Source organism: Kitasatospora sp. NPDC101108 (assembly GCF_055584725.1).
Genome location: NZ_JBVJLM010000013.1, coordinates 63,904 through 82,579 on the forward strand (window position 1 = coordinate 63,904; position 18,676 = coordinate 82,579).

The following is an 18,676-nucleotide window of genomic DNA, read 5'->3' on the forward strand; positions in this document are numbered from 1 at the left end:
ATCCGCCACCAGGGGGAGGAGCGCACACCTGATCCAAAAGTCACGGGCCGCAACGCTGCCGCAACACCCCTGCCGTGACCGGGTGCTTCACTCTGACCTGCGCTTTCCCTAACTCGCCCGTTCCGCCCGCCGATTGACGCCCCCGACCGGGCCCCGACCGAAGGCCACCACCCGATGCCCACCAGACGCGTCGGCCCCGCCCCCACCCCGGGCGGCCGTTGATGCTCCGCTACCTCACCAAGCGGCTCGGCTACTACGCGGTGCTGCTGATCGCCGCCGTCTTCCTGGCGTACGCGATCTCTGCGACCGCCCTCCAGCCCCGCACCTACTTCGACGCCAAGGTCCCGCGCCCGTCGGCCGAGTCGGTCGAGCACCAGCTCACCGCACTCAACCTGAACGACCGGACCCCGGTGCTGGTGCGCTTCGGCCACTGGACCGGCGGGCTGCTCCACGGCGACCTCGGGCGGACCATCCACGACACCCCGGTCTCCGACGACTTCGGCCGCCGGGTCTGGGTCTCGCTGCGGCTGATGCTGCTGGGCAGCCTGCTGGGCATGGTCCTCGGTGTCGCCGGCGGGGCGTGGAGCGCGGTGCGCCAGTACCGGATCTCCGACCGGCTGCTCACCGTGCTGTCCTTCGTGCTGCTCTCCACCCCGGTCTTCCTCGTCGCGCTGTTCCTCAAGAACGGCGCGATCGCCGCGAAGGACGCGGCCGGCCACGAGGTCGTCCCGTTCACCGGCTACGAGACCCCCGGACTGACCGGCGGCCTCGGCACCCACCTCGCCGACTGGGCGCTGCACCTGCTGCTGCCCACCGTCTCGCTGGCCCTCGGCGGCCTCGCCACCTACAGCCGCTACCAGCGCGGCACCATGCTCGACGTGCTCGGCTCCGACTACCTGCGCACCGCCGAGGCCAAGGGCCTCACCCGCCGCCGGGCCCTGCTCAAGCACGGGCTGCGCACCGCCGTGATCCCGATGTCGACCATGTTCGCGTACAGCTTCCTGGCCATCTTCACCGGCGCGATCTTCACGGAGACGATCTTCGGCTGGCACGGCATGGGCGAGTGGCTGATCCAGTCGATCAACGAACAGGACGTCAACTCGGTGGTGGCGATCAACCTGTTCACCGCCGTCGTCGTGCTCGCCTCCGGCTTCCTGGCCGACACCCTGCACGCCGCCCTCGACCCGCGCGTGCGGTCCTGACCGGAGGAGACCGAGATGACCGCCCTCTCCGTGGAACCCGCCGAACCCTCCGGACCCGTCGGACCCTCCGGTCCCGCCGGTCCCGCCGAGTCGCCCGGGTCCGTCCCCGCCCGGGCGACCGGCCGCGGACGCCTCGTCCTCGCCCGGCTGCTCGCCGCCCGCGGCGCCCTGGTCGGCGCGGTCGTCGTCCTGCTGCTGTTCGCGCTCGCCTTCGGAGGCCCGTATCTGACGCCCTGGGACTACGCCGCCCCCGACTTCACCGCGCTGCACCAGCCACCCTCCGCCGAGCACTGGTTCGGCACCAACGGAATCGGCCAGGACGTGTTCGCGCAGACCGTCCGCGGCCTGCAGAAGTCCCTGGTCATCGGCCTGCTGGTGGCACTGTTCTCCACCGTGCTGGCCTCCGTGGTGGGAGCCTGCGCCGGCTACTTCGGCGGCTGGGCCGACCGGGCGCTAATGTTCCTGGTCGACCTGCTGCTGGTCTTCCCCAGCTTCCTGATCATCACCATCGTCTCGTCGCGGCTGAAGAGCGCCGGCTGGATCGCCTTCGTGCTGCTGCTCGCCCTGTTCAACTGGATGATCACCGCGCGGGTGGTCCGCTCGATGACCCTCTCCCTCCGCGAGCGCGAATTCGTGCGCGCCGCACAGTTCATGGGGGTGCGGCCGCTGCGGATCATCAGCCGGCACATCCTTCCGAACGTCGCCTCCTTCCTCATCATCGACGCCACCATCGCGGTCGGCGGCGCGGTGATGAGCGAGACCGCGCTCTCCTACTTCGGCTTCGGGGTCAAGGCGCCGGACGTCTCGCTCGGCACCCTGCTCGCCGCCGGGACCAGCGAGGCCCCGGTGTTCCCGTGGATGTTCTACTTCGCGGCCGGCCTGCTGGTGCTGTTCGTGCTCGCCGTCAACCTGGTCGGGGACGGGCTGCGCGACGCCCTCGACCCGACCGCCGGGGACGCTCCCCGTCGGTCCTCCCGCTCTCGCCGTCCGTGGAGGATGCAGAAGTGACCACCGCCGTCGAGACCCCGCTGCTCGCCGTCCGGGACCTGCGGGTGGACTTCGCCGGCCCGCACGGCCCGGTGCCCGCCGTGCGCGGGGTGGACCTCACCCTGCGGCGCGGCGAGACCCTCGGCATCGTCGGCGAGTCCGGCTCCGGAAAGTCCGTCACCGCGCTGTCCGTGCTCGGGCTGCTGCCGGGCACCGCCCGGGTCGGCGGCTCGGTGCGGCTCGACGGCCGGGAGCTGGTCGGCCTGCCCGGCAAGGAGCTCGCCGCGATCCGCGGCCGCAGGGTCGCCATGGTCTTCCAGGACCCGCTGTCCGCCTTCACCCCGGTCTACCGGATCGGCGACCAGATCGCCGAGGCGGTCCGGGTCCACCAGCCGGTCGACCGGGCCACCGCCCGCCGACGGGCCGCCGAACTGCTCGACCTGGTCGGCATTCCGGCCCCCGACCGGGCGCTGGACAGCTTCCCGCACGAGTTCTCCGGCGGCATGCGCCAGCGCGCGATGATCGCCATGGCCATCGCCAACGAGCCCGACATCCTGCTCGCCGACGAGCCCACGACCGCCCTGGACGTCACCATCCAGGCCCAGGTACTCGACGTGCTGCGCACCGCCCGGGAGGAGACCGGCGCCGCCCTCGTCCTGGTCAGCCACGACCTCGGGGTGATCGCCGGGGCGGCCGACCGGGTCGCCGTGATGTACGCGGGCCGGGTGGTCGAGACCGCCGGGGTGGACGAGCTGTTCGCGGCCCCGCGCCACCCGTACACGCTCGGCCTGATCGGCGCGCTCCCCCGGCTTGACGGGCGCGGCGGGCCGCTCGTACCCGTCCCCGGCGCCCCGGCGCCGATGGCCGAACTGCCGCCCGGCTGCCCGTTCGCCGCGCGCTGCCCGCTGGCGGAGGAGCGCTGCTCGGCGGCGGAGCCCGCGTTGAACGGGGACGACGGGCACCGGGCCGCCTGCGTGCGCTCGGCGGAGCTGGCCGAACGGCGGCCCGCGCCGAGCGAGGTGTACCCCGTTCCGGGGCTGCCGCCCGGGCCGTCCGTCGGGGACCGCGCCGAGCGGAGGCCGGTGCTGTCGGTGAGCGGGCTCGGAAAAACGTTTCCGCTGCTCAAGGGCACGGTGTTCAAGCGCAAGGTCGGCGAGGTCTACGCGGTGGACGGCGTCGAGCTGGACCTGCGGGAGGGCGAGACCCTCGGCCTGGTCGGGGAGTCCGGCTCGGGCAAGTCCACCACCCTGTTCGAACTGCTGAAGCTGGGAGCCCCCGAGACCGGCCGGATCGAACTGCTCGGCCACGACACCGCCCGGCTCACCCGCGCCGAGGCCCAGCGGCTCCGGGCCGAGCTGCAGATCGTGTTCCAGGACCCGATGGCCAGCCTCGACCCGCGGATGCCGGTGGGCGACATCGTCGCCGAACCCCTGCGCGCCCAGCGCGCCCCGCGCGAGGAGATCGCCCGCCGGGTGCCTGAACTGCTGCGGCAGGTCGGCCTCGACCCGGAGCACGCCGCCCGCTACCCGCACCAGTTCTCCGGCGGGCAGCGCCAGCGCATCTCCATCGCCCGGGCGCTCGCCGTCCGCCCGAAGCTGCTGGTCCTGGACGAACCGGTCTCCGCCCTGGACGTCTCGATCCAGGCCGGCGTGCTCAACCTGCTGCAACGGCTCAAGGCCGAACTCGGCCTGTCCTACCTGTTCGTCTCCCACGACCTCTCGGTGATCCGGCACCTCGCCGACCGGGTCAGCGTGATGTACCTCGGCCGGACGGTCGAGCAGGGCGAGGTCTCCGCCGTCTTCGACCACCCCCGCCACCCCTACACCCGGGCCCTGCTCTCCGCCGTCCCGCTGCCCGACCCGGCCGCGGAGCGCGCCCGCGACCGCATCCTGCTGGCCGGGGACCCGCCCTCCCCCACCGAGCGCCGCACCGGCTGCGCCTTCCGCACCCGCTGCCCGCTCTACGCCGGGCTCCGGGACGCGACGGCCCTGGAGCGGTGCGAGCGGGAGCGTCCGACACTCGACGGCTCCGACGCGGTGGACCAGCAGGCGGCCTGCCACCACGCGCAGTGACCACGGTGGGTGTTCGGCCGAATACGATTCGGCGGATCGGGCCGGTGGCGTGTACTGTCTTCCACGTCAGCAAGCGCCGCTAGCTCAGTTGGTTAGAGCAGCTGACTCTTAATCAGCGGGTCCGGGGTTCGAGTCCCTGGCGGCGCACATGGCAAGGCCTCAGGCCGTCCACTCCGGTGGGCGGCCTGAGGCGTTTCCGGAGCGGGCAGGCTTTCCCGCCATGACCTTCTCCGACACCCGCCCACCGGCCGAGGAACTGCTGCCGCTCTGCGCCGACCCGGCATGTCCCCCCGGCCGTGAACCGGGCCGCGGCCCGGCGCAGAGGGGCGATGAGCGGTTGAGGGCCGGGCCGAGCCGGGCCGGGGGTCGCACCCGCTGCGGGCCTCAGGCGTTCCGGGCCTCATCCGTCCCGGGCCTCAGCCGGTGTCGAGGACGGCGGAGGCCACCGCGTCCGGACGGTCGAACATCACCAGGTGCCCGGCCGGGGCCGTGGTCCGGTAGTCGGCCCCGAGCAGCACCGCCAGTTCCCGCTGCCGGGCCAGCCAGGACTCGGTGCGGCCGGTCCGGCAGCCGTCGTCGGCGGCCAGCACGGTGACCGGCAGTCCCTCGGGCAGCGGCCGGGTGCGCCGCAGCTCGTCCAGCTCGGCGGCCACGTCCAGGTAGCGGCCGTTCTCCCGCAGCAGGGCGCGCAGAGCCCGGCCGGTGCGGTAGCAGTGCCGGACCAGTGGCGCCGGGGCGAGGTCCTCGCGGCGGACGGTGGACAGCCGGGCGGTCACCCGGCGGGCGGTCGGGCCGAGCAGGTACGGCACGGCGAGGGCGGTCGCGGCGCCCGCCAGGGCCCGGGCGGCCACGTCCCGCGCGGCCGGCGCGGGATACGGGCGGGGCTCCGGTTCGACACTGCCGTCGACCAGGACCAGCCCGGCGGCCCGCTCGGGGTGCAGCCGGGCGAAGGCCTCCACGTGGAAACCGGCGAGCGAGTGGCCGACCAGGGTGCAGGGCCCGGCCAGCCCGAGGCCGTCCAGCACCGCGCGGATCCGCTCGGCCTCCCCGGCCGCCGTCGGGGCGGGGCGCCCGGTAGCGGGCTCGGCGGCGCTCAGCCCGTAACCGGGCCGGTCGAAGCGGACGACGGTGCGGTAGGGGGTGAGGAAGGGGACGACGAGGTCCCAGTCGAACCAGCTGGTGCCCAGACCGCCGGTGAGCAGGCAGACCGGGCCGCTGCCCTCGGTGCGGACGTGCAGCGGGACGCCGTCGATGCGCAGGAAGTGCGCCCGGGGGGTGCGGTGCGGAGGACCGGCGGAGTCTTCGGGGCCTGTCGGGCCTCTGGGGCCCATGGGGCTGGTGGGGCCGGTGGGGCCGGTGGGGCCCTGGGGGTCGTTCGGGCCGGTCGGGCCGGTCGGGCCGGTGGGGGTGGTCATGTCAGCCTCCGGTCGACGGTCGGCTCACCCGGGACGCCCGCTTCGCCCTGCCCGTACCCACCGTCCGGGCTGCGGGCTGGGCACTTTTCCACCCTAGCCGTCGGCCGAAATCGTCCCCAATCGGGAGGAAACGGGCGCACGGGGCATCGGGCGGGCGGGAGCGGTTCGAGGCACCCTCCGGAACCGTGTATTGTTTTCCAGGTCAGCAGGCGCCGCTAGCTCAGTTGGTTAGAGCAGCTGACTCTTAATCAGCGGGTCCGGGGTTCGAGTCCCTGGCGGCGCACAGACAGTTGGGGAGCCTCTCGCAGCAGCGAGGGGCTCCCCGATTTTTTGGCCTTCGATGTCCGTTTTATGTGTGATGTCGGTCTCGATTGCCGTTCCGGTGGAGTCATTGAGCCCGCCCGGCTCGTCCAGGGCAGTGAACCGGAATCGGGACAAAGGTCCCTAACCGCCGATGTCCCCGTCTGTGCAGGCTGGCTCGGTCCGCCCGCAGGAAAGGCCGCGCCTTGTTCCGAAACGCCCAGAGCGGCCGATCGCCGATCGGTCTCCGGCCGGTCAAGCGGCTCAAGCGCTCCACCACCACGGCGCCCGGCGGCAAGAAACCGCGCCGCCCCCGGCGCACCGGCTGGCGCCGGCTGATACCCACCTGGCGGATGACCCTGCTGGGCTTCGCCGCGGCACTGCTGCTCGGCGTCGGCCTGTTCGCGCTGGGCGTCGCGCTGGTGAAGGTCCCGGACGCGCACGCCGCCGCGACGGCCCAGAGCAACACCTGGCTCTACGCCGACGGCTCGGTGATCACCCGCACCGGCCAGACCAACCGGCAGAACGTCGGCCTGGACAAGGTCTCCCCCGCCGCCCAGCACGCCGCGCTGGCCGCCGAGGACCGCAACTTCTACAACGAGGGCGCCGTCAACGTGCAGGGCCTGGTCCGGGCCGCCCTCAACACCGCCAAGGGCGAGGGCACCCAGGGCGGCTCCACCATCACCCAGCAGTACGTGAAGAACACGTACCTGGACCAGAAGCAGTCGATCACCCGCAAGGTGAAGGAACTCTTCATCGCGATCAAGGTGGACGCCACCGAGAGCAAGGACGAGGTCCTCTCCGGCTACCTCAACACCTCCTACTACGGTCGCGGCGCGTACGGCATCCAGGCCGCCGCCCAGGCGTACTTCGGCGTCGACGCCTCCGCGCTCAACGCGGCCCAGGGCGCCTACCTGGCCACCCTGCTGAACGCCCCGAGCGCCTACGACGTCGCCACCGCGACCCCGGCTGGCAAGCAGAACGCCGTCAACCGCTGGAACTACGTCATGGACGGCATGGTCAAGAAGGGCTGGCTCTCCGCCGACGAGCGGGCCAAGACCACCTTCCCGGACGTCAAGGACCCGCAGCCCAACCCGGGTCTGTCCGGCCAGTCCGGCTACCTGGTGGACGCCGCCACCCAGTACCTCACCTCGAACAACGTCATCAGCGAGACCGAGCTGGCCAAGGGCGGCTACACGATCAAGCTGAGCATCGACCCGCACCGCCAGCAGGCCCTGCAGGACTCCGTCCAGGCCCAGCTGCACGACACCCTGAACCCGGACAAGCGGAAGAAGGACGCGGCCGCCCAGGCCGGCGCCGTCTCGGTGGACCCGAAGACCGGTGCGGTCGTCGCCCTGTACGGCGGCGTCGACTACGTGAAGCACTACGTCGACAACGCCACCCGGCGCGACTACCAGGCCGGTTCGACCTTCAAGGCGATCGCGCTGGCCGCCGCCTTCGAGAACAACGCCAAGACCCAGGACGGCCGGACCGTCACCCCGCGCACGATCTACGACGGCACCAGCGGCCGCAAGGTCCGCGGCGGCAAGGGCACCCCGTACGCGCCGCCGAACGAGGGCGACCGGAGCTACGGCCAGATCAGCCTCCAGCAGGCCATCGACTGGTCGGTCAACTCGGCCTTCGCCCAGCTCGCCCAGGACACCGGGCTGCAGAAGGTCAAGGACACCGGCGTCGCGCTGGGCCTGCCGGCCAACACCCCCGGCCTGGACCCGGTGCCGTCCATCCCGCTGGGCGCGGCCACCCCGAGCGTGTTCGACATGGCCGGGGTGTACGCCACCCTGGACAACGGCGGCAAGCAGATCACCCCGTGGCTGGTGCAGTCGGTGGACCGCGGCGGCGAGTCCGTGGCCCTGCCCCCGCACAAGACCACCCAGGCCATCAGCGCGGACACCGCCAACCAGGTCACCTCGATGCTCCAGGGCGTGGTGAGCGACCCCGGCGGCACCGGCTGGCGAGCGAAGGCGCTGGGCCGTCCGGTGGCCGGCAAGACCGGCACCACGGACGACCAGAAGTCCGTCTGGTTCGTCGGCTACACCCCCGAGCTGGTCACCTCGGTCGCCCTGTTCGGCCAGGACCCGGGCACCGGCGCGCAGGTCAGCCTCAGCGGCGTCGGCGGGATCGACGGCGCGGCGGGCGGCCAGTACCCGGCGCAGATCTGGACCAGCTACATGAAGGCCGCGCTCAAGGGCCAGCCGGTGAGCGACTTCCCGACCCCGGCGGAGGGCGACGACTCCTCGGGCGCCACCGACCTGCCGACCGTCCCGAGCACGCCGAGCAGCACCCCGTCGGCCGGCAGCGCCACGCCGAGCACCGGCGCCGGCAACCAGCAGGGCGACGGTTCCGGCGCGAACTCCTCGGGCGGCTCGGGCTCGGGTTCCGGCTCGGGTTCGGGTTCCGGCTCGGGTTCGGGTTCGGGCTCCGGCTCCGGCTCCGGCTCCGGCTCCGGCTCCGGTGGGAACGGCACCGGGACGGGCACCGACCCGGGCGGTCAGCCCACCAGCCAGCCCACCTCGCGGCCCACCGGCCGGCCGACCTCCCGGCCGACGCCGACCACCCAGCCGACGACCGCACCGACCGGGCAGCCGACCACCCAGCCCACCGGCGGGACCAACGCGCTCACGGGGGCCGGGGCCGGGGGCTGATCGTCCCTCCGGGCGACATCGTTCCGCGCGGGCCGGAACACCGACAGGGGTCGGTGTTCCGGCCCGTCGGCCATCACGCCGTTGCGGACAGTTGAGACCAGGACCAAATGACGAAATGGCGCCTTACCGAAGCGTCGGTAGGACTGCCACAATGCGCCAGTGCACAGATCAACGGCCTCGCCCACCCACCCTTCGGGCAGAACCCTCGGCCTCGGCCTCGCTCTGGTCTCCGCGATCGCGTTCGGCGGTTCAGGTACCGCGGCCAAGCCGCTGATCGAGGCCGGGCTCTCCCCACTGCACGTGGTCTGGCTCCGGGCGACCGGGGCGGCCGTGGCCCTGCTCCCGATCGCCTACCGGCACCGTGACGCCGTCCTGCGCCGCCCCGGCCTGCTGCTCGGCTTCGGCCTGCTCGCCGTGGCCGGCGTCCAGGCCTGCTACTTCGCCGCGATCTCCCGCATCCCGGTCGGGGTCGCCCTGCTCATCGAGTACCTCGGACCGCCGCTGCTGATCGGCTACGTCCGGTTCGTGCAGCGCAAGCCGATCTCCCGGGGCGCGGCCATCGGCGCCGGCGTCGCGGTGGCCGGACTGGCCTGCGTGGTGGAGGTCTGGAACGGCCTCAGCTTCGACGCGCTGGGCGTGCTGTTCGCCCTCGGCGCGGCCTTCTGCCAGGTCGGCTACTTCCTGCTCGCCGACGCCGGCCGCCGCGGTGACCGGCCGGTCGACCCGCTGGCCGTCAGCGCGTACGGGCTGCTGATCGGCGCCGTCCTGCTCACCGTGTTCACCCGGCCCTGGCAGGCCGACTGGGGTCTGCTCGGCGGGTCCGTGGTGATGAACGGGCACAGCCTGCCCGCCCTGATCCCGGCCGCCTGGATGGTGCTCATCGCGACCGTGCTCGCCTACCTGACCGGGGTCGTCTCCGTCGGGTACCTCTCGCCCCCGGTGGCCGGGGTGGTCGCCAACCTGGAGGCCGTGGTCGCCACCGTGCTGGCCTGGGTCCTGCTCGGCGAGCACCTGGGGCTGCCGCAGGTCACGGGCGGTCTGCTGGTGCTGGCGGGCGCGTTCGCGGCACAGACGAGCAAGCCGCCGGTGGTGGAGGTCGTGGCCGGGGATGGGGCCGGGGCCGGGACCGTGGCCGTGGCCGTGGCCAGCGCCGGGACGGGTTCCGACGCGGGTGGTGCTGGTGGTTCCGCCCCTGCCGGGGCCACCGCTTCCCGGGCCACCGCGGCTGCCCGGGGTGCCCGGGAGCGGGTGGCAGCCGCCGACCGCGGGGTCAGCGGCCGGTCCAGCCGAACCAGTCGAGGTGACTGACCGGCCACACCACGGCCGCCACCGGGCCGACCACGTTGTCCACCGGCACGGCGCCGCCACCCGGGCCCTGCCGGTGCCAGCGGGAGTCCGCCGAGTCGCTGCGGTGGTCGCCCTCGACCCAGATGTAGCCCGAGGGGACCTTCACCGGACCGAAGTCCATGCCCGCGCAGGAATCGTCGCCGGGGTGCAGGTACGGCTCGTCGACCTTCTTCCCGTCGACGGTCAGCGTGGTTCCCGCGCACTGGACGGTCTGGCCGCCGGTCGCGATCACCCGCTTGACCAGGTAGTTGTCGTCCTTCGGCGGCACCAGCCCGGCGAAGCTCAGTACCGAGCTCACGGCGTTGGTGATCGGGTTCGAGTCGACCGGCTGCGGCGGCAGCCAGTTCCCCGGGTCCTTGAACACCACCGGCTGCCCCTGCTGCGGCGTCCAGCCGGTCAGCGGCGCGAGCTTGTTCACGCCGACCCGGTCACCGACCCGCAGGGTGTTCTCCATCGACCCGGACGGGATGGTGAAGACCTGGAACAGGCAGGTCTTGATCAACAGCGCGACCGCCAGCCCGACCACCACCATCACTGGCAGCTCGATCCACCACGGCCGGGGACGGCGCGCCGGCCGGCGGGCCTTGCGTCCGCGCGATCCGCCGACCCGACCCCGGGCCTCGGCCCCGGGCTCGGCCCCGGCCCCAACCCCGGCCCTGAGCTCGTCCTCCGCCGCAGGCCGGTCGTACGGGCCCTGCCGGTCGCGCTCGCCCTGCTGGGCGTACGGGTCGTACGCGGCCTGCCGGCCGTATGGGCCCTGCTGGGCGTAGTGGGCGTCCCGGGCGGCTGGTTCGCCGGGCTCGGCGGGTTCGCTGGGAGCTCCGCCGGGCGTTTCGGGCAGGTTCACCGCCATCGTCGCTGCTCCACCTCTCCGGCTGGGGAAAGTTGCACGCTACGCCAACCGGGGGGCCTCACGAAATCCGGCGTTTAGCCGCGCCCGACATCGCGGCCCGCAGGTCCCGATGCCGGGCGCCGCCCTCAGCGCCCTCAGCGCCTTCAGGCGCGGGCGATGGCCTCGTGGTGGCGGATCACCTCGGCGATGATGAAGTTCAGGAACTTCTCCGCGAAGACCGGGTCGAGCTTGGCACCGGCGGCCAGTTCCCGCAGCCGCTTGATCTGGTCCCGCTCCCGTGCCGGGTCGGCCGGCGGCAGCTTGTGCTCGGCCTTGAGCCGACCGACCCGCTGGGTCGCCTTGAAACGCTCGGCCAGCATGTGGACCACCGCGGCATCGATGTTGTCGATGCTCTCGCGCAGGCTGGTCAGCTCCGCCCTTACCGCGTCGTCGATGCCCTCGGTCACGCCGGCGTCGGGGGTCGTGGGCTGGTCCGTCATCGGGTCGGCTCCCGGTGTCTGGGGTGGGCGCCCGGCAGTACGACGGCCGGGCTCGGGCCCGGGCAAATCTAACAGGGCACCCGGTCCGGACCGGCACCGTTCGGAGGAACCGTCCAGCATCCGGACAGCCCGGCGGACCGTCCGGTGCCCGGCTCCGGGGCGGCCCTGCCCGTAGGCTGGTGCGTGCATGACCGGAAGTGACGACTCAGCAGTCCCTCAGCACTGGAGGAACCGATCGTGGCAACCACCCGCACCGCCCGCACCGCCTGGGAGGGAGACCTCCTCCACGGCAAGGGGCAGGTGACCTTCGCCTCCTCCGGGATCGGCGAGTACCCCGTCTCCTGGCCGGCCCGCGCCGAGGAGCCCAACGGCAAGACCAGCCCCGAGGAACTCATCGCGGCCGCCCACTCCGCCTGCTTCTCGATGGCTCTCAGCAACGGCCTCGCCAAGGCCGGCAACCCGCCCACCAAGCTGGACACCCGGGCCGACGTCACCTTCCAGCCCGGCACCGGCATCACCGGCATCCACCTGACCGTCACCGGTGTGGTCCCCGGGCTGGACGAGGCCGGCTTCGTGAAGGCCGCCGAGGACGCCAAGGCCAACTGCCCGGTCAGTCAGGCCCTGACCGGCACCACCATCACCCTCACGGCCGAACTCGCCTGACCGCCCGGCCCGTCCGCCCTCGGCCCGTCCGCCCCCGGCCCCTCCGCCCCCGGCCCCTCCGGGGGGGCGCACCACGGTCCTGGCCCCGCCCCCGGCGCGCAACCAGCGCCCGGGGGCGCGGCTTCGGCGCACGCGCTCCTGGCGCACCTCATGTGGTGCGCACCGAAGGCAGCCGAACGTTCCGCCATGCATGATCCCAAACAGGGCGAATCACCCTGGCGGCGGTCACCGCCCGTTGTCACCGCGGCCTATGATCGGCCGAAGCGCCCTGTTCTTCACCCGGGTCCCCGCGCGACAGCGCCCCACGGCGGACGCCCCGCAGCGGACCGACTCCGAGGACCCCGACAGAGTGCGGAGCCGGCCGCCGGAAGCCCGACCGGCCAGGCAGACCATCGTCAAGCGTCAGCAGCGGACGGGAGCATGCCGTGCCGGGCCAGAACGAGGGGGCCGACGCACACCACTCAGGCGTGCGGCACAAGGAATCGTCACACCACCGCCACCTCGCCGCGCCGTTCCTCGATCCGGCGGGCCCGGCCGGGCCGGCCGCCCCGGCGGCCTGCGGCACGCTGGAGGATCCGGGGGTGCTGCTCTGCCCCACCTGCTCGGCCCCGTTGACCCGCGGTGCGCATCCGGGCGCCGGTGGGGGCCCGGACCGGGAGGGCGACGACGACCGGTTGCTGGCGGCGCTCCGGGCCAGCGAGTCCCGCTTCCGGGCCGCCTTCTGCGACGCCGTCATCGGAATGGCCCTGATCGACCCCGAGGACCGGATCATCGAGGTCAACCCCGCCTTCGCCGCCCTGATCGGCCGCGGCGTCGGCGAACTGGTCCGCACCCACCTGCACGAGATCATCGACCCGGAGGGCATGCCGCCCCGGCTGTTCACCGCGCTCGTCCGCGGCGAGCGGGAACGGTTCCGCGTGGAGAAGCAGCTCAAGCACCGTGAGGGCCACACGGTCTGGAGCAAGGTGACCGTCTCGCTCATCCGGGACCCCGCCGGGCAGCCGCTCTACACCCTCGCGCTGGTCGAGGACATCACCGAGCAGCGCCGGCTCGGCGACCGCCTGGAGTACCAGGCCCTGCACGATCCGCTGACCCGGCTGCCCAACCGGACCTTCTTCTTCGAACGGCTCGACGCCGCCTGCCTCCCGGGCGCCGACGACCGCGGGGACCGCGGGGGCTCTGGTCGGCCGGTGGCGGTCGCGGCGGAACGGCGGGTGGGCGTCTGCTACATCGACCTCGACGGTTTCGCGGCGATCAACGAGACCCTCGGCCACCACATCGGTGACGAACTGCTGATCGCCGTCGCCGCCCGGCTGCGGCGCGGACTCTCCGAACGGGACGCCCACCTGGTCGCCCGGATGGGCGGCGACGAGTTCGCCGTCCTGGTCACAGACAGCGCCGGCAGCGAGCAGCTGACCGCGCTGGCCGGGCGGATCCTGGAGGTGCTGGAACGTCCCTTCGACGTCGCGGGGCACCGGCTGGTGGTCACGGCCAGCGTCGGCGTCGTCGAGCGGTCGGTACACGAGACCACCCCCACGGACCTGGTCAAGGACGCCGACGCCACCCTCTACTGGTCCAAGGCCGACGGCCGGGCCCGCTGGACCCTCTACGACCCCGACCGGGGCGCCCACCAGCTCACCCGCCAGCTGCTCGCGACCGCGCTGCGGCCGGCCCTGGAACGTGGCGAGTTCACCATCGAGTACCAGCCCCTGGTCGGCCTGGCCGACGGCGCGGTGCACGGCGCCGAGGCCCTGATCCGCTGGCGGCACCCCCGCTACGGGACGCTCTCCCCCGACCGCTTCATCCCGCTCGCCGAGGAGTCCGGCGCCATCGTGCCGCTCGGCAAGTGGGTGCTGGAGGAGTCCTGCCGTCAGGCCCGGCGGTGGCTCACCGAATTCCCGGACACCGAGACCTTCGTGAGCGTCAATCTGGCGGCCCGCCAGATCTGGGACTCCGACGTGGTGGCCGATGTCGCCCGGGCCCTCGAAAGCACCGGTCTGCCCGCCCGGCTGCTGCAGCTGGAGATCACCGAGAGCGCCCTGCTCGGCCCCGGCGGCCGCCCGTTGCAGGCCCTCCAGGCGCTCGCCGACATGGGCGTGCGGATCGCCATCGACGACTTCGGCACCGGCTACTCCAACCTGGCCTACCTCTCCCGGCTGCCGGTGCACGTGCTGAAGCTCGACGGGACGTTCATCGAGGGCTTCCGCGACCCGGCACCGGCGACGGCCGGCCACTCCGCCGCGGGATCCGGAACGGCGTCGGCGTCGGCATCGGCATCGGCATCGGCATCGGCATCGGCGGAGCGTCCGGGTCTCCCGGCACTCCAATCCCGCCGACGGGATGCGGACGAGCAGATCGTGGGCGCGATGGTCCAGCTGGCCCACACCCTCGGACTGACCGTCACCGCCGAGGGCATCGAGAGCGCCGCCCAGGCCGAGCGGCTCCGTCTGACCGGCTGCGACACCGCCCAGGGCTGGTACTTCGCCCGCCCCGGCGAGGCCGAGCTGGTCGCGGCGATACTCCGGGAGGGCCGCCCCGCCCCGAGCGGCCGCTAGGCCGACGGGGCGGGGCCGGCACCCGGGGTGCCACCGGGCGGCCGGCGTCAGGCGTTTGTCGTCAGGTGTTTGTCGTCAGGCCGTCGCGGTCAGGCCGTACGCCTCGGCGATCAGGCCGTAGGAGCGGAATCGGGCCTCGTGGCCGTGGATGTGCGAGGTGACCATCAGCTCGTCCACCCCGGTCCGCTTGCGCAGGGCCTCCAGCCCGTCCGCGACCTGGCCCGGGGCGCCCAGCACCACGTTGTCGAGCCAGCTGTCGATGAAGTCCGCCTCGGCCGGGCTGTACGGGTACTCCTCGGCCTCCTCCGGGGTCGGGATCGGTCCGGGGTTGCCGCGCCGGAGGCGGAGCATGCCCAGCGCCGCGGAGCGGGCGAGGCGGCGGGCAACGGTCTCGTCGTCGGCGGCGACGGCACTCACGCCGATCAACGAGTAGGGCTCGCTGAGCACGGCGGAGGGGCGGAAGGACGTCCGGTACAGGTCCAGCGCCGGGATGGTGTTGGCGCTGCTGAAGTGGTGGGCGAAGGCGAACGGGAGGCCCAGCCGGCCGGCCAGCTGGGCGCTGAAGCCGGAGGACCCGAGCAACCAGACCGGGGGACGGCTCTCGCCCTTGGGGACGGCGGTCAGCCGCTCGTACGGGTGGCCGGAGGGGAAGTCACCGTCGAGGAAGTGGGTCAGCTCGGAGAGCTGCAGCGGGAAGTCGTCCGCGCCCTCGGCGAGTCCGCGGCGCAGGGCGCGGGCGGTGGCCGGGTCGGTGCCGGGGGCGCGGCCGAGCCCGAGGTCGATCCGGCCGGGGTGCAGGGCCTCCAGCAGACCGAACTGCTCGGCGATGGCCAGCGGCGCGTGGTTGGGGAGCATGACGCCGCCGGAGCCGAGCCGCAGCGTGGTGGTGTTGGCCCCGAGGTGGGCGAGCAGGACGGCCGGGGTCGAGCTGGCCACGCCGGGCATGCCGTGGTGCTCGGCCACCCAGAAGCGGTGGTACCCCCACTGCTCGGCCCGGCGGGCCAGCTCGGTGGTGGCGGCCAGGGCCTGGCCGGGCGTGTAGCCGACGCCGACGGTGGCCAGATCGAGGATCGAGAGCGGAGCGGGTGCCGTGCCGCGCGCGGTGCCCCGGATCGCCTCACCGGTCCCCGGTCCGGTTCGGTGCTCCTGCTGGTCCTCGGTGGTCATGCCGTCCGCCCTCCTGGCTGTCCTTGTCCGGCTCTCCTCCGAGCCGGCCGTCGTGGGCGGCCGCGCGGGTCTCGGACGACCCGGCGGTCGCTGCTGCCGAGGGAGGTCAACCACGACCGCGGGCTCACTGTTCCCGGGTGAGCCACTCGATCCGAGCCGTGACCGGAGTGGCCGGGACTGGCCGGGGGCCGGGGGCAGGCGTGGCCAGGGGCGGGCGGCCGGGGGCGAGCGGGCGGCCGGGCGGTGTGCGGTCCGGGGCCCAGCCCCCGGTGCTGCCGAGCGGTTCGGCGCGACCGCGCCGACCGGCCGTGCGGATGACGGAGAGCCAGCAGGCCGACACGATTGGCGACTTCACGCCAGGATCGGAAGTCGCCAGCCGCAGCGCTCGCGACCGACAGGCGGCTTCGGGCAGGCTGGTGATCAGGAACGGGGCACCGAGCGGGTCCGCGTTCCGACGGCAAGATCTTCGGGCTGGACCAGCGCCGAACGATCCCTGCGAGCCCTCGGCGCGGCACCCCGCCCCGGGGGCTCGTCCCATTTCCGAGGGCCTTCTCCCGCCCGCTCCGGCCACCTTCCCTCGGGCCACATCACCGGGGCCGCGAGCTGCGGCCGGCTGCCGTGATCCCCGCCATACCGGGGTGCTTCATGGCATGAAAAGTCGGGACGCTAGCGTTGACCCAGCAGCCACCTGCTCCCCCAGGGCGGCGTGGAGGGAGTAAGGCCTTGAATTTCGTGGCGGCGACCGGATCCTCGTGGATCTGCGCCCTTGCGCTCTTCGCCGTACTCGGCGACGCCCTGCTCCCCTTCATCCCGAGCGGAACGCTGGTCATCCTGGCCGTGCTCAAGACGGCGCAGATCAACGGCGCCCCGGTGCTGCTCGGCCTGGGCGTGGCGGTGGCCTCCTTCCTGGGTGACCTCCTGCTGCTCCATCTCGCCCGGCGCGGGGCCCCGCTGTTGCAGCGTCGGCTCGCCCGGCGCCCGAAACTGGCGGCCAGCGTGGCCCGGGTCCAGCAGTCGCTGGTCGAGCGCCCGCACGGCGGGGCGGCCGCGATGGTGGTGATCGCGCGGTTCGTACCGGCGGGGCGGACCGTCCTGGACCTGGCCATCGGCCACTCCCCCGCCCACCCGCACCGCTTCCTGCACTGGTCGGCGCTGGCGGCGCTGCTCTGGGCCGCCTACATCGTGACGCTGGGCTGGCTGAACAGCCACTGGTTCAACACCGCCTGGCTGAGTCTGGCGGTCTCCTGCGCGGCGGCCACCGCCGTCAGCACTGCGATCGCCCGAATAGTGCGCCGTAACCGGCGGCTGGCCACGCTCTGACCCCGGAGCGGCCGGCGACTTTCGGCCGTGGACCGCTGTCAGGAGCACAATTGTCCCTTACGGGCGACGGTCCGGACCGAGCGCTGACGAACTCTGACCGGGCCTGGCGGGGCGGCGGTACCGTACTCCCTTGACGTCGCGCAGTGAGAAGCGTCACAGGACCGCAACAGACGACGGATCCCTGCAGCCCAGCCGGGCATCCCCGACGTATTCACTGTCGTCGGCGCCCGGGGGGCCTTGGTAGCCGCTGCGGCGACATGACATGCTAACGGCGGAATATTCATCAATTGCCCGATTTGACCGGAGCGGCCCAGGGCCGCCCCCACCACCGGCGATCGGCACCCAGGGGAGACCATGACCAGCATCTCGCGCAGGACGGTGCTCAGTGCGACCGCCGCGACCGCGGCCCTCGGCGCGGTCGCCGCTTGTTCCAGCAGCGGATCCGGTTCGGGGCAGGACTCCACCTCACATTCCTCCGGCGGCAGTACGAAGGCCGAGCAGAGCGGCGCCGCCGACCCGACCCAGATCACCGTGCCCAAGGGCACCCCGATCGGCGACGGCTCCAACGCGGACACCGGTCCGCAGCCGAACCAGCCCAAGCCGGAGAAGCTCAAGCCGGGCGAGCGCCCGCCGCAGTTCGTGGTGTTCTCCTGGGACGGCGCGGGCGGCACCGACGACGGCCAGTTCCCCCGCTTCCTCAAGCTGGCGGAGCAGTACAAGGCCACGATGACCTTCTTCCTCTCCGGCATCTACGCCCTGCCCAAGAGCAAGTCCGAGCTGTACCACCCGCCGAAGCACTCGGTCGGCGCCTCGGACATCCCGTACCTCTCGGACGGCGCGGTCAAGAGCACCCTCAAGCTCGTCAGCCAGGCCTGGCTCGCCGGGCACGAGATCGGCACCCACTTCAACGGGCACTTCTGCTCCAGCCGCCCGGACAAGAACGGGGTCAACATGTGGACCCCGGACGACTGGCAGAGCGAGATCGACCAGGCCATCGCCTTCGTCACCCAGTGGCGGACCAACACCGGCTTCACCGACGTCGACCCGCTGCCCTTCGACTACAAGAAGGAGCTCATAGGCGGCCGCACCCCGTGCCTGGAAGGCCAGAAGGCGCTGCTGCCGACCATCGCCAAACTGGGCTGGAAGTACGACGCCAGTTCCTCCGGCGGCCTCCAGATATGGCCGCAGAAGGTGCAGGACGGCAAGATATGGGACTTCCCGCTGCAGTCCATCCCGTTCCCCGGGCACACCTTCCAGGTCCTGTCGATGGACTACAACATCCTGGCCAACCAGTCCAACGGCAGCACCAAGGGTGACCCGTCCAAGTACGGCGACTGGCGGACCCAGGCCACCAACTCCTACCTGGCCGGCTTCGAGCGCGCCTACAACAGCAACCGGGCCCCGTTCTTCATCGGCAACCACTTCGAGCAGTGGAACGGCGGCATCTACATGGACGCCGTCGAGGAGACCCTCAAGGCCATCGCGGGCAAGCCCGAGGTCCGGCTGGTCTCGTTCCGGCAGCTGGTCGAATGGCTTGAGGTGCAGGACCAGTCGACCCTGCGCAAACTGCGCACGCTCAACGTCGGCCAGGCACCGTCCGGCGGCTGGGAGAGCTTCCTCGGCGCGGCGGGCTGACCCCGGCCGGCCCGGTCG

Annotated in this window: 13 protein-coding genes and 2 tRNA genes; 11 read left to right on the forward strand and 4 right to left on the reverse strand. The window is 72.9% G+C overall.

Annotated features, from left to right (window positions below; translation table 11 throughout):
- Positions 1 to 221: 221 nt before the first annotated feature.
- The 4 genes from ACZ6Z8_RS25995 to ACZ6Z8_RS26010 all read left to right on the forward strand — a co-directional run bounded on the left by ACZ6Z8_RS25995 (position 222) and on the right by ACZ6Z8_RS26010 (position 4,408).
- The gene (locus ACZ6Z8_RS25995) at positions 222 to 1,202 is read left to right on the forward strand and encodes an ABC transporter permease (RefSeq protein ID WP_465612462.1); all 981 of its coding nucleotides are present in this window, start codon (positions 222 to 224) and stop codon (positions 1,200 to 1,202) included.
- A 15-nt stretch (positions 1,203 to 1,217) separates the two neighbouring features.
- Entirely contained in the window at positions 1,218 to 2,210 is a 993-nt protein-coding gene (locus tag ACZ6Z8_RS26000) for an ABC transporter permease (RefSeq protein WP_465612463.1), read from the forward strand.
- Positions 2,207 to 4,261, forward strand: a complete 2,055-nt coding sequence (locus ACZ6Z8_RS26005; RefSeq protein ID WP_465612464.1) for an ABC transporter ATP-binding protein — start codon at positions 2,207 to 2,209, stop codon at positions 4,259 to 4,261. The genes ACZ6Z8_RS26000 and ACZ6Z8_RS26005 overlap by 4 nt, the downstream gene beginning before the upstream one ends.
- 73 nt (positions 4,262 to 4,334) lie before the next feature.
- Positions 4,335 to 4,408 (forward strand) — tRNA-Lys (locus tag ACZ6Z8_RS26010).
- A gap of 269 nt (positions 4,409 to 4,677) precedes the next feature.
- Here the strand turns inward: ACZ6Z8_RS26010 and ACZ6Z8_RS26015 are convergent.
- Positions 4,678 to 5,676: an alpha/beta fold hydrolase gene (locus ACZ6Z8_RS26015; protein ID WP_465612465.1), complete on the reverse strand. Its 999-nt coding sequence runs from the start codon at positions 5,674 to 5,676 to the stop codon at positions 4,678 to 4,680.
- A 209-nt stretch (positions 5,677 to 5,885) separates the two neighbouring features.
- Between ACZ6Z8_RS26015 and ACZ6Z8_RS26020 the strand changes: the two genes are divergently transcribed.
- The 3 genes from ACZ6Z8_RS26020 (at position 5,886) to ACZ6Z8_RS26030 (ending at position 9,947) form a co-directional block, all read left to right on the forward strand.
- Positions 5,886 to 5,959, forward strand: a tRNA-Lys gene (locus ACZ6Z8_RS26020).
- A gap of 223 nt (positions 5,960 to 6,182) precedes the next feature.
- Positions 6,183 to 8,639 carry a transglycosylase domain-containing protein gene (locus ACZ6Z8_RS26025; RefSeq protein ID WP_465612466.1) on the forward strand — a complete coding sequence of 819 codons (2,457 nt, stop codon included), beginning with the start codon at positions 6,183 to 6,185 and terminating at the stop codon, positions 8,637 to 8,639.
- Positions 8,640 to 8,798: 159 nt separating this feature from the next.
- Complete coding sequence (locus tag ACZ6Z8_RS26030; protein WP_465612467.1) at positions 8,799 to 9,947, forward strand: EamA family transporter; 1,149 nt, start codon at positions 8,799 to 8,801, stop codon at positions 9,945 to 9,947.
- On the opposite strand, the gene lepB is transcribed toward ACZ6Z8_RS26030, so the two are convergent.
- Together lepB and ACZ6Z8_RS26040 are read right to left on the reverse strand one after the other, a co-directional pair.
- Entirely contained in the window at positions 9,910 to 10,839 is a 930-nt protein-coding gene (lepB, locus tag ACZ6Z8_RS26035) for a signal peptidase I (RefSeq protein ID WP_465612468.1), read from the reverse strand. The genes ACZ6Z8_RS26030 and lepB overlap by 38 nt on opposite strands.
- A 143-nt stretch (positions 10,840 to 10,982) precedes the next feature.
- Positions 10,983 to 11,318 (reverse strand): chorismate mutase, encoded by a 336-nt coding sequence (locus ACZ6Z8_RS26040; RefSeq protein WP_465612469.1) that lies wholly within the window; start codon positions 11,316 to 11,318, stop codon positions 10,983 to 10,985.
- Between the two features lie 237 nt (positions 11,319 to 11,555).
- Here ACZ6Z8_RS26040 and ACZ6Z8_RS26045 point away from each other — a divergent pair, with 237 nt between their 5' ends.
- Together ACZ6Z8_RS26045 and ACZ6Z8_RS26050 are read left to right on the forward strand one after the other, a co-directional pair.
- On the forward strand, positions 11,556 to 11,981 hold the full coding sequence (locus tag ACZ6Z8_RS26045; RefSeq protein WP_465612470.1) for an OsmC family protein: 426 nt from the start codon (positions 11,556 to 11,558) through the stop codon (positions 11,979 to 11,981).
- A gap of 467 nt (positions 11,982 to 12,448) precedes the next feature.
- On the forward strand, positions 12,449 to 14,536 hold the full coding sequence (locus tag ACZ6Z8_RS26050) for a putative bifunctional diguanylate cyclase/phosphodiesterase (RefSeq protein WP_465612471.1): 2,088 nt from the start codon (positions 12,449 to 12,451) through the stop codon (positions 14,534 to 14,536).
- A 75-nt stretch (positions 14,537 to 14,611) separates the two neighbouring features.
- Here the strand turns inward: ACZ6Z8_RS26050 and ACZ6Z8_RS26055 are convergent, their stop codons facing one another.
- Positions 14,612 to 15,703: an LLM class flavin-dependent oxidoreductase gene (locus ACZ6Z8_RS26055; protein WP_465612472.1), complete on the reverse strand. Its 1,092-nt coding sequence runs from the start codon at positions 15,701 to 15,703 to the stop codon at positions 14,612 to 14,614.
- A 732-nt stretch (positions 15,704 to 16,435) separates the two neighbouring features.
- On the opposite strand from ACZ6Z8_RS26055, the gene ACZ6Z8_RS26060 reads away from it, so the two are divergent.
- Both ACZ6Z8_RS26060 and ACZ6Z8_RS26065 read left to right on the forward strand, forming a co-directional pair.
- On the forward strand, positions 16,436 to 17,023 hold the full coding sequence (locus ACZ6Z8_RS26060; protein ID WP_465612587.1) for a DedA family protein: 588 nt from the start codon (positions 16,436 to 16,438) through the stop codon (positions 17,021 to 17,023).
- Between the two features lie 354 nt (positions 17,024 to 17,377).
- Positions 17,378 to 18,658: a polysaccharide deacetylase family protein gene (locus ACZ6Z8_RS26065; protein ID WP_402820003.1), complete on the forward strand. Its 1,281-nt coding sequence runs from the start codon at positions 17,378 to 17,380 to the stop codon at positions 18,656 to 18,658.
- Positions 18,659 to 18,676: the final 18 nt, after the last annotated feature.

Bases quoted from the DNA above. Each gene is read 5' to 3' on its own strand.
- ACZ6Z8_RS26000 (WP_465612463.1), top strand. From the start codon at position 1,218: ATGACCGCCCTCTCCGTGGAACCCGCCGAACCCTCCGGACCCGTCGGA.
- ACZ6Z8_RS25995 (WP_465612462.1), top strand. From the start codon at position 222: ATGCTCCGCTACCTCACCAAGCGGCTCGGCTACTACGCGGTGCTGCTG.
- lepB (WP_465612468.1), bottom strand. From the start codon at position 10,839: ATGGCGGTGAACCTGCCCGAAACGCCCGGCGGAGCTCCCAGCGAACCC.
- ACZ6Z8_RS26055 (WP_465612472.1), bottom strand. From the start codon at position 15,703: ATGACCACCGAGGACCAGCAGGAGCACCGAACCGGACCGGGGACCGGT.
- ACZ6Z8_RS26040 (WP_465612469.1), bottom strand. From the start codon at position 11,318: ATGACGGACCAGCCCACGACCCCCGACGCCGGCGTGACCGAGGGCATC.
- ACZ6Z8_RS26065 (WP_402820003.1), top strand. From the start codon at position 17,378: ATGACCAGCATCTCGCGCAGGACGGTGCTCAGTGCGACCGCCGCGACC.
- ACZ6Z8_RS26015 (WP_465612465.1), bottom strand. From the start codon at position 5,676: ATGACCACCCCCACCGGCCCGACCGGCCCGACCGGCCCGAACGACCCC.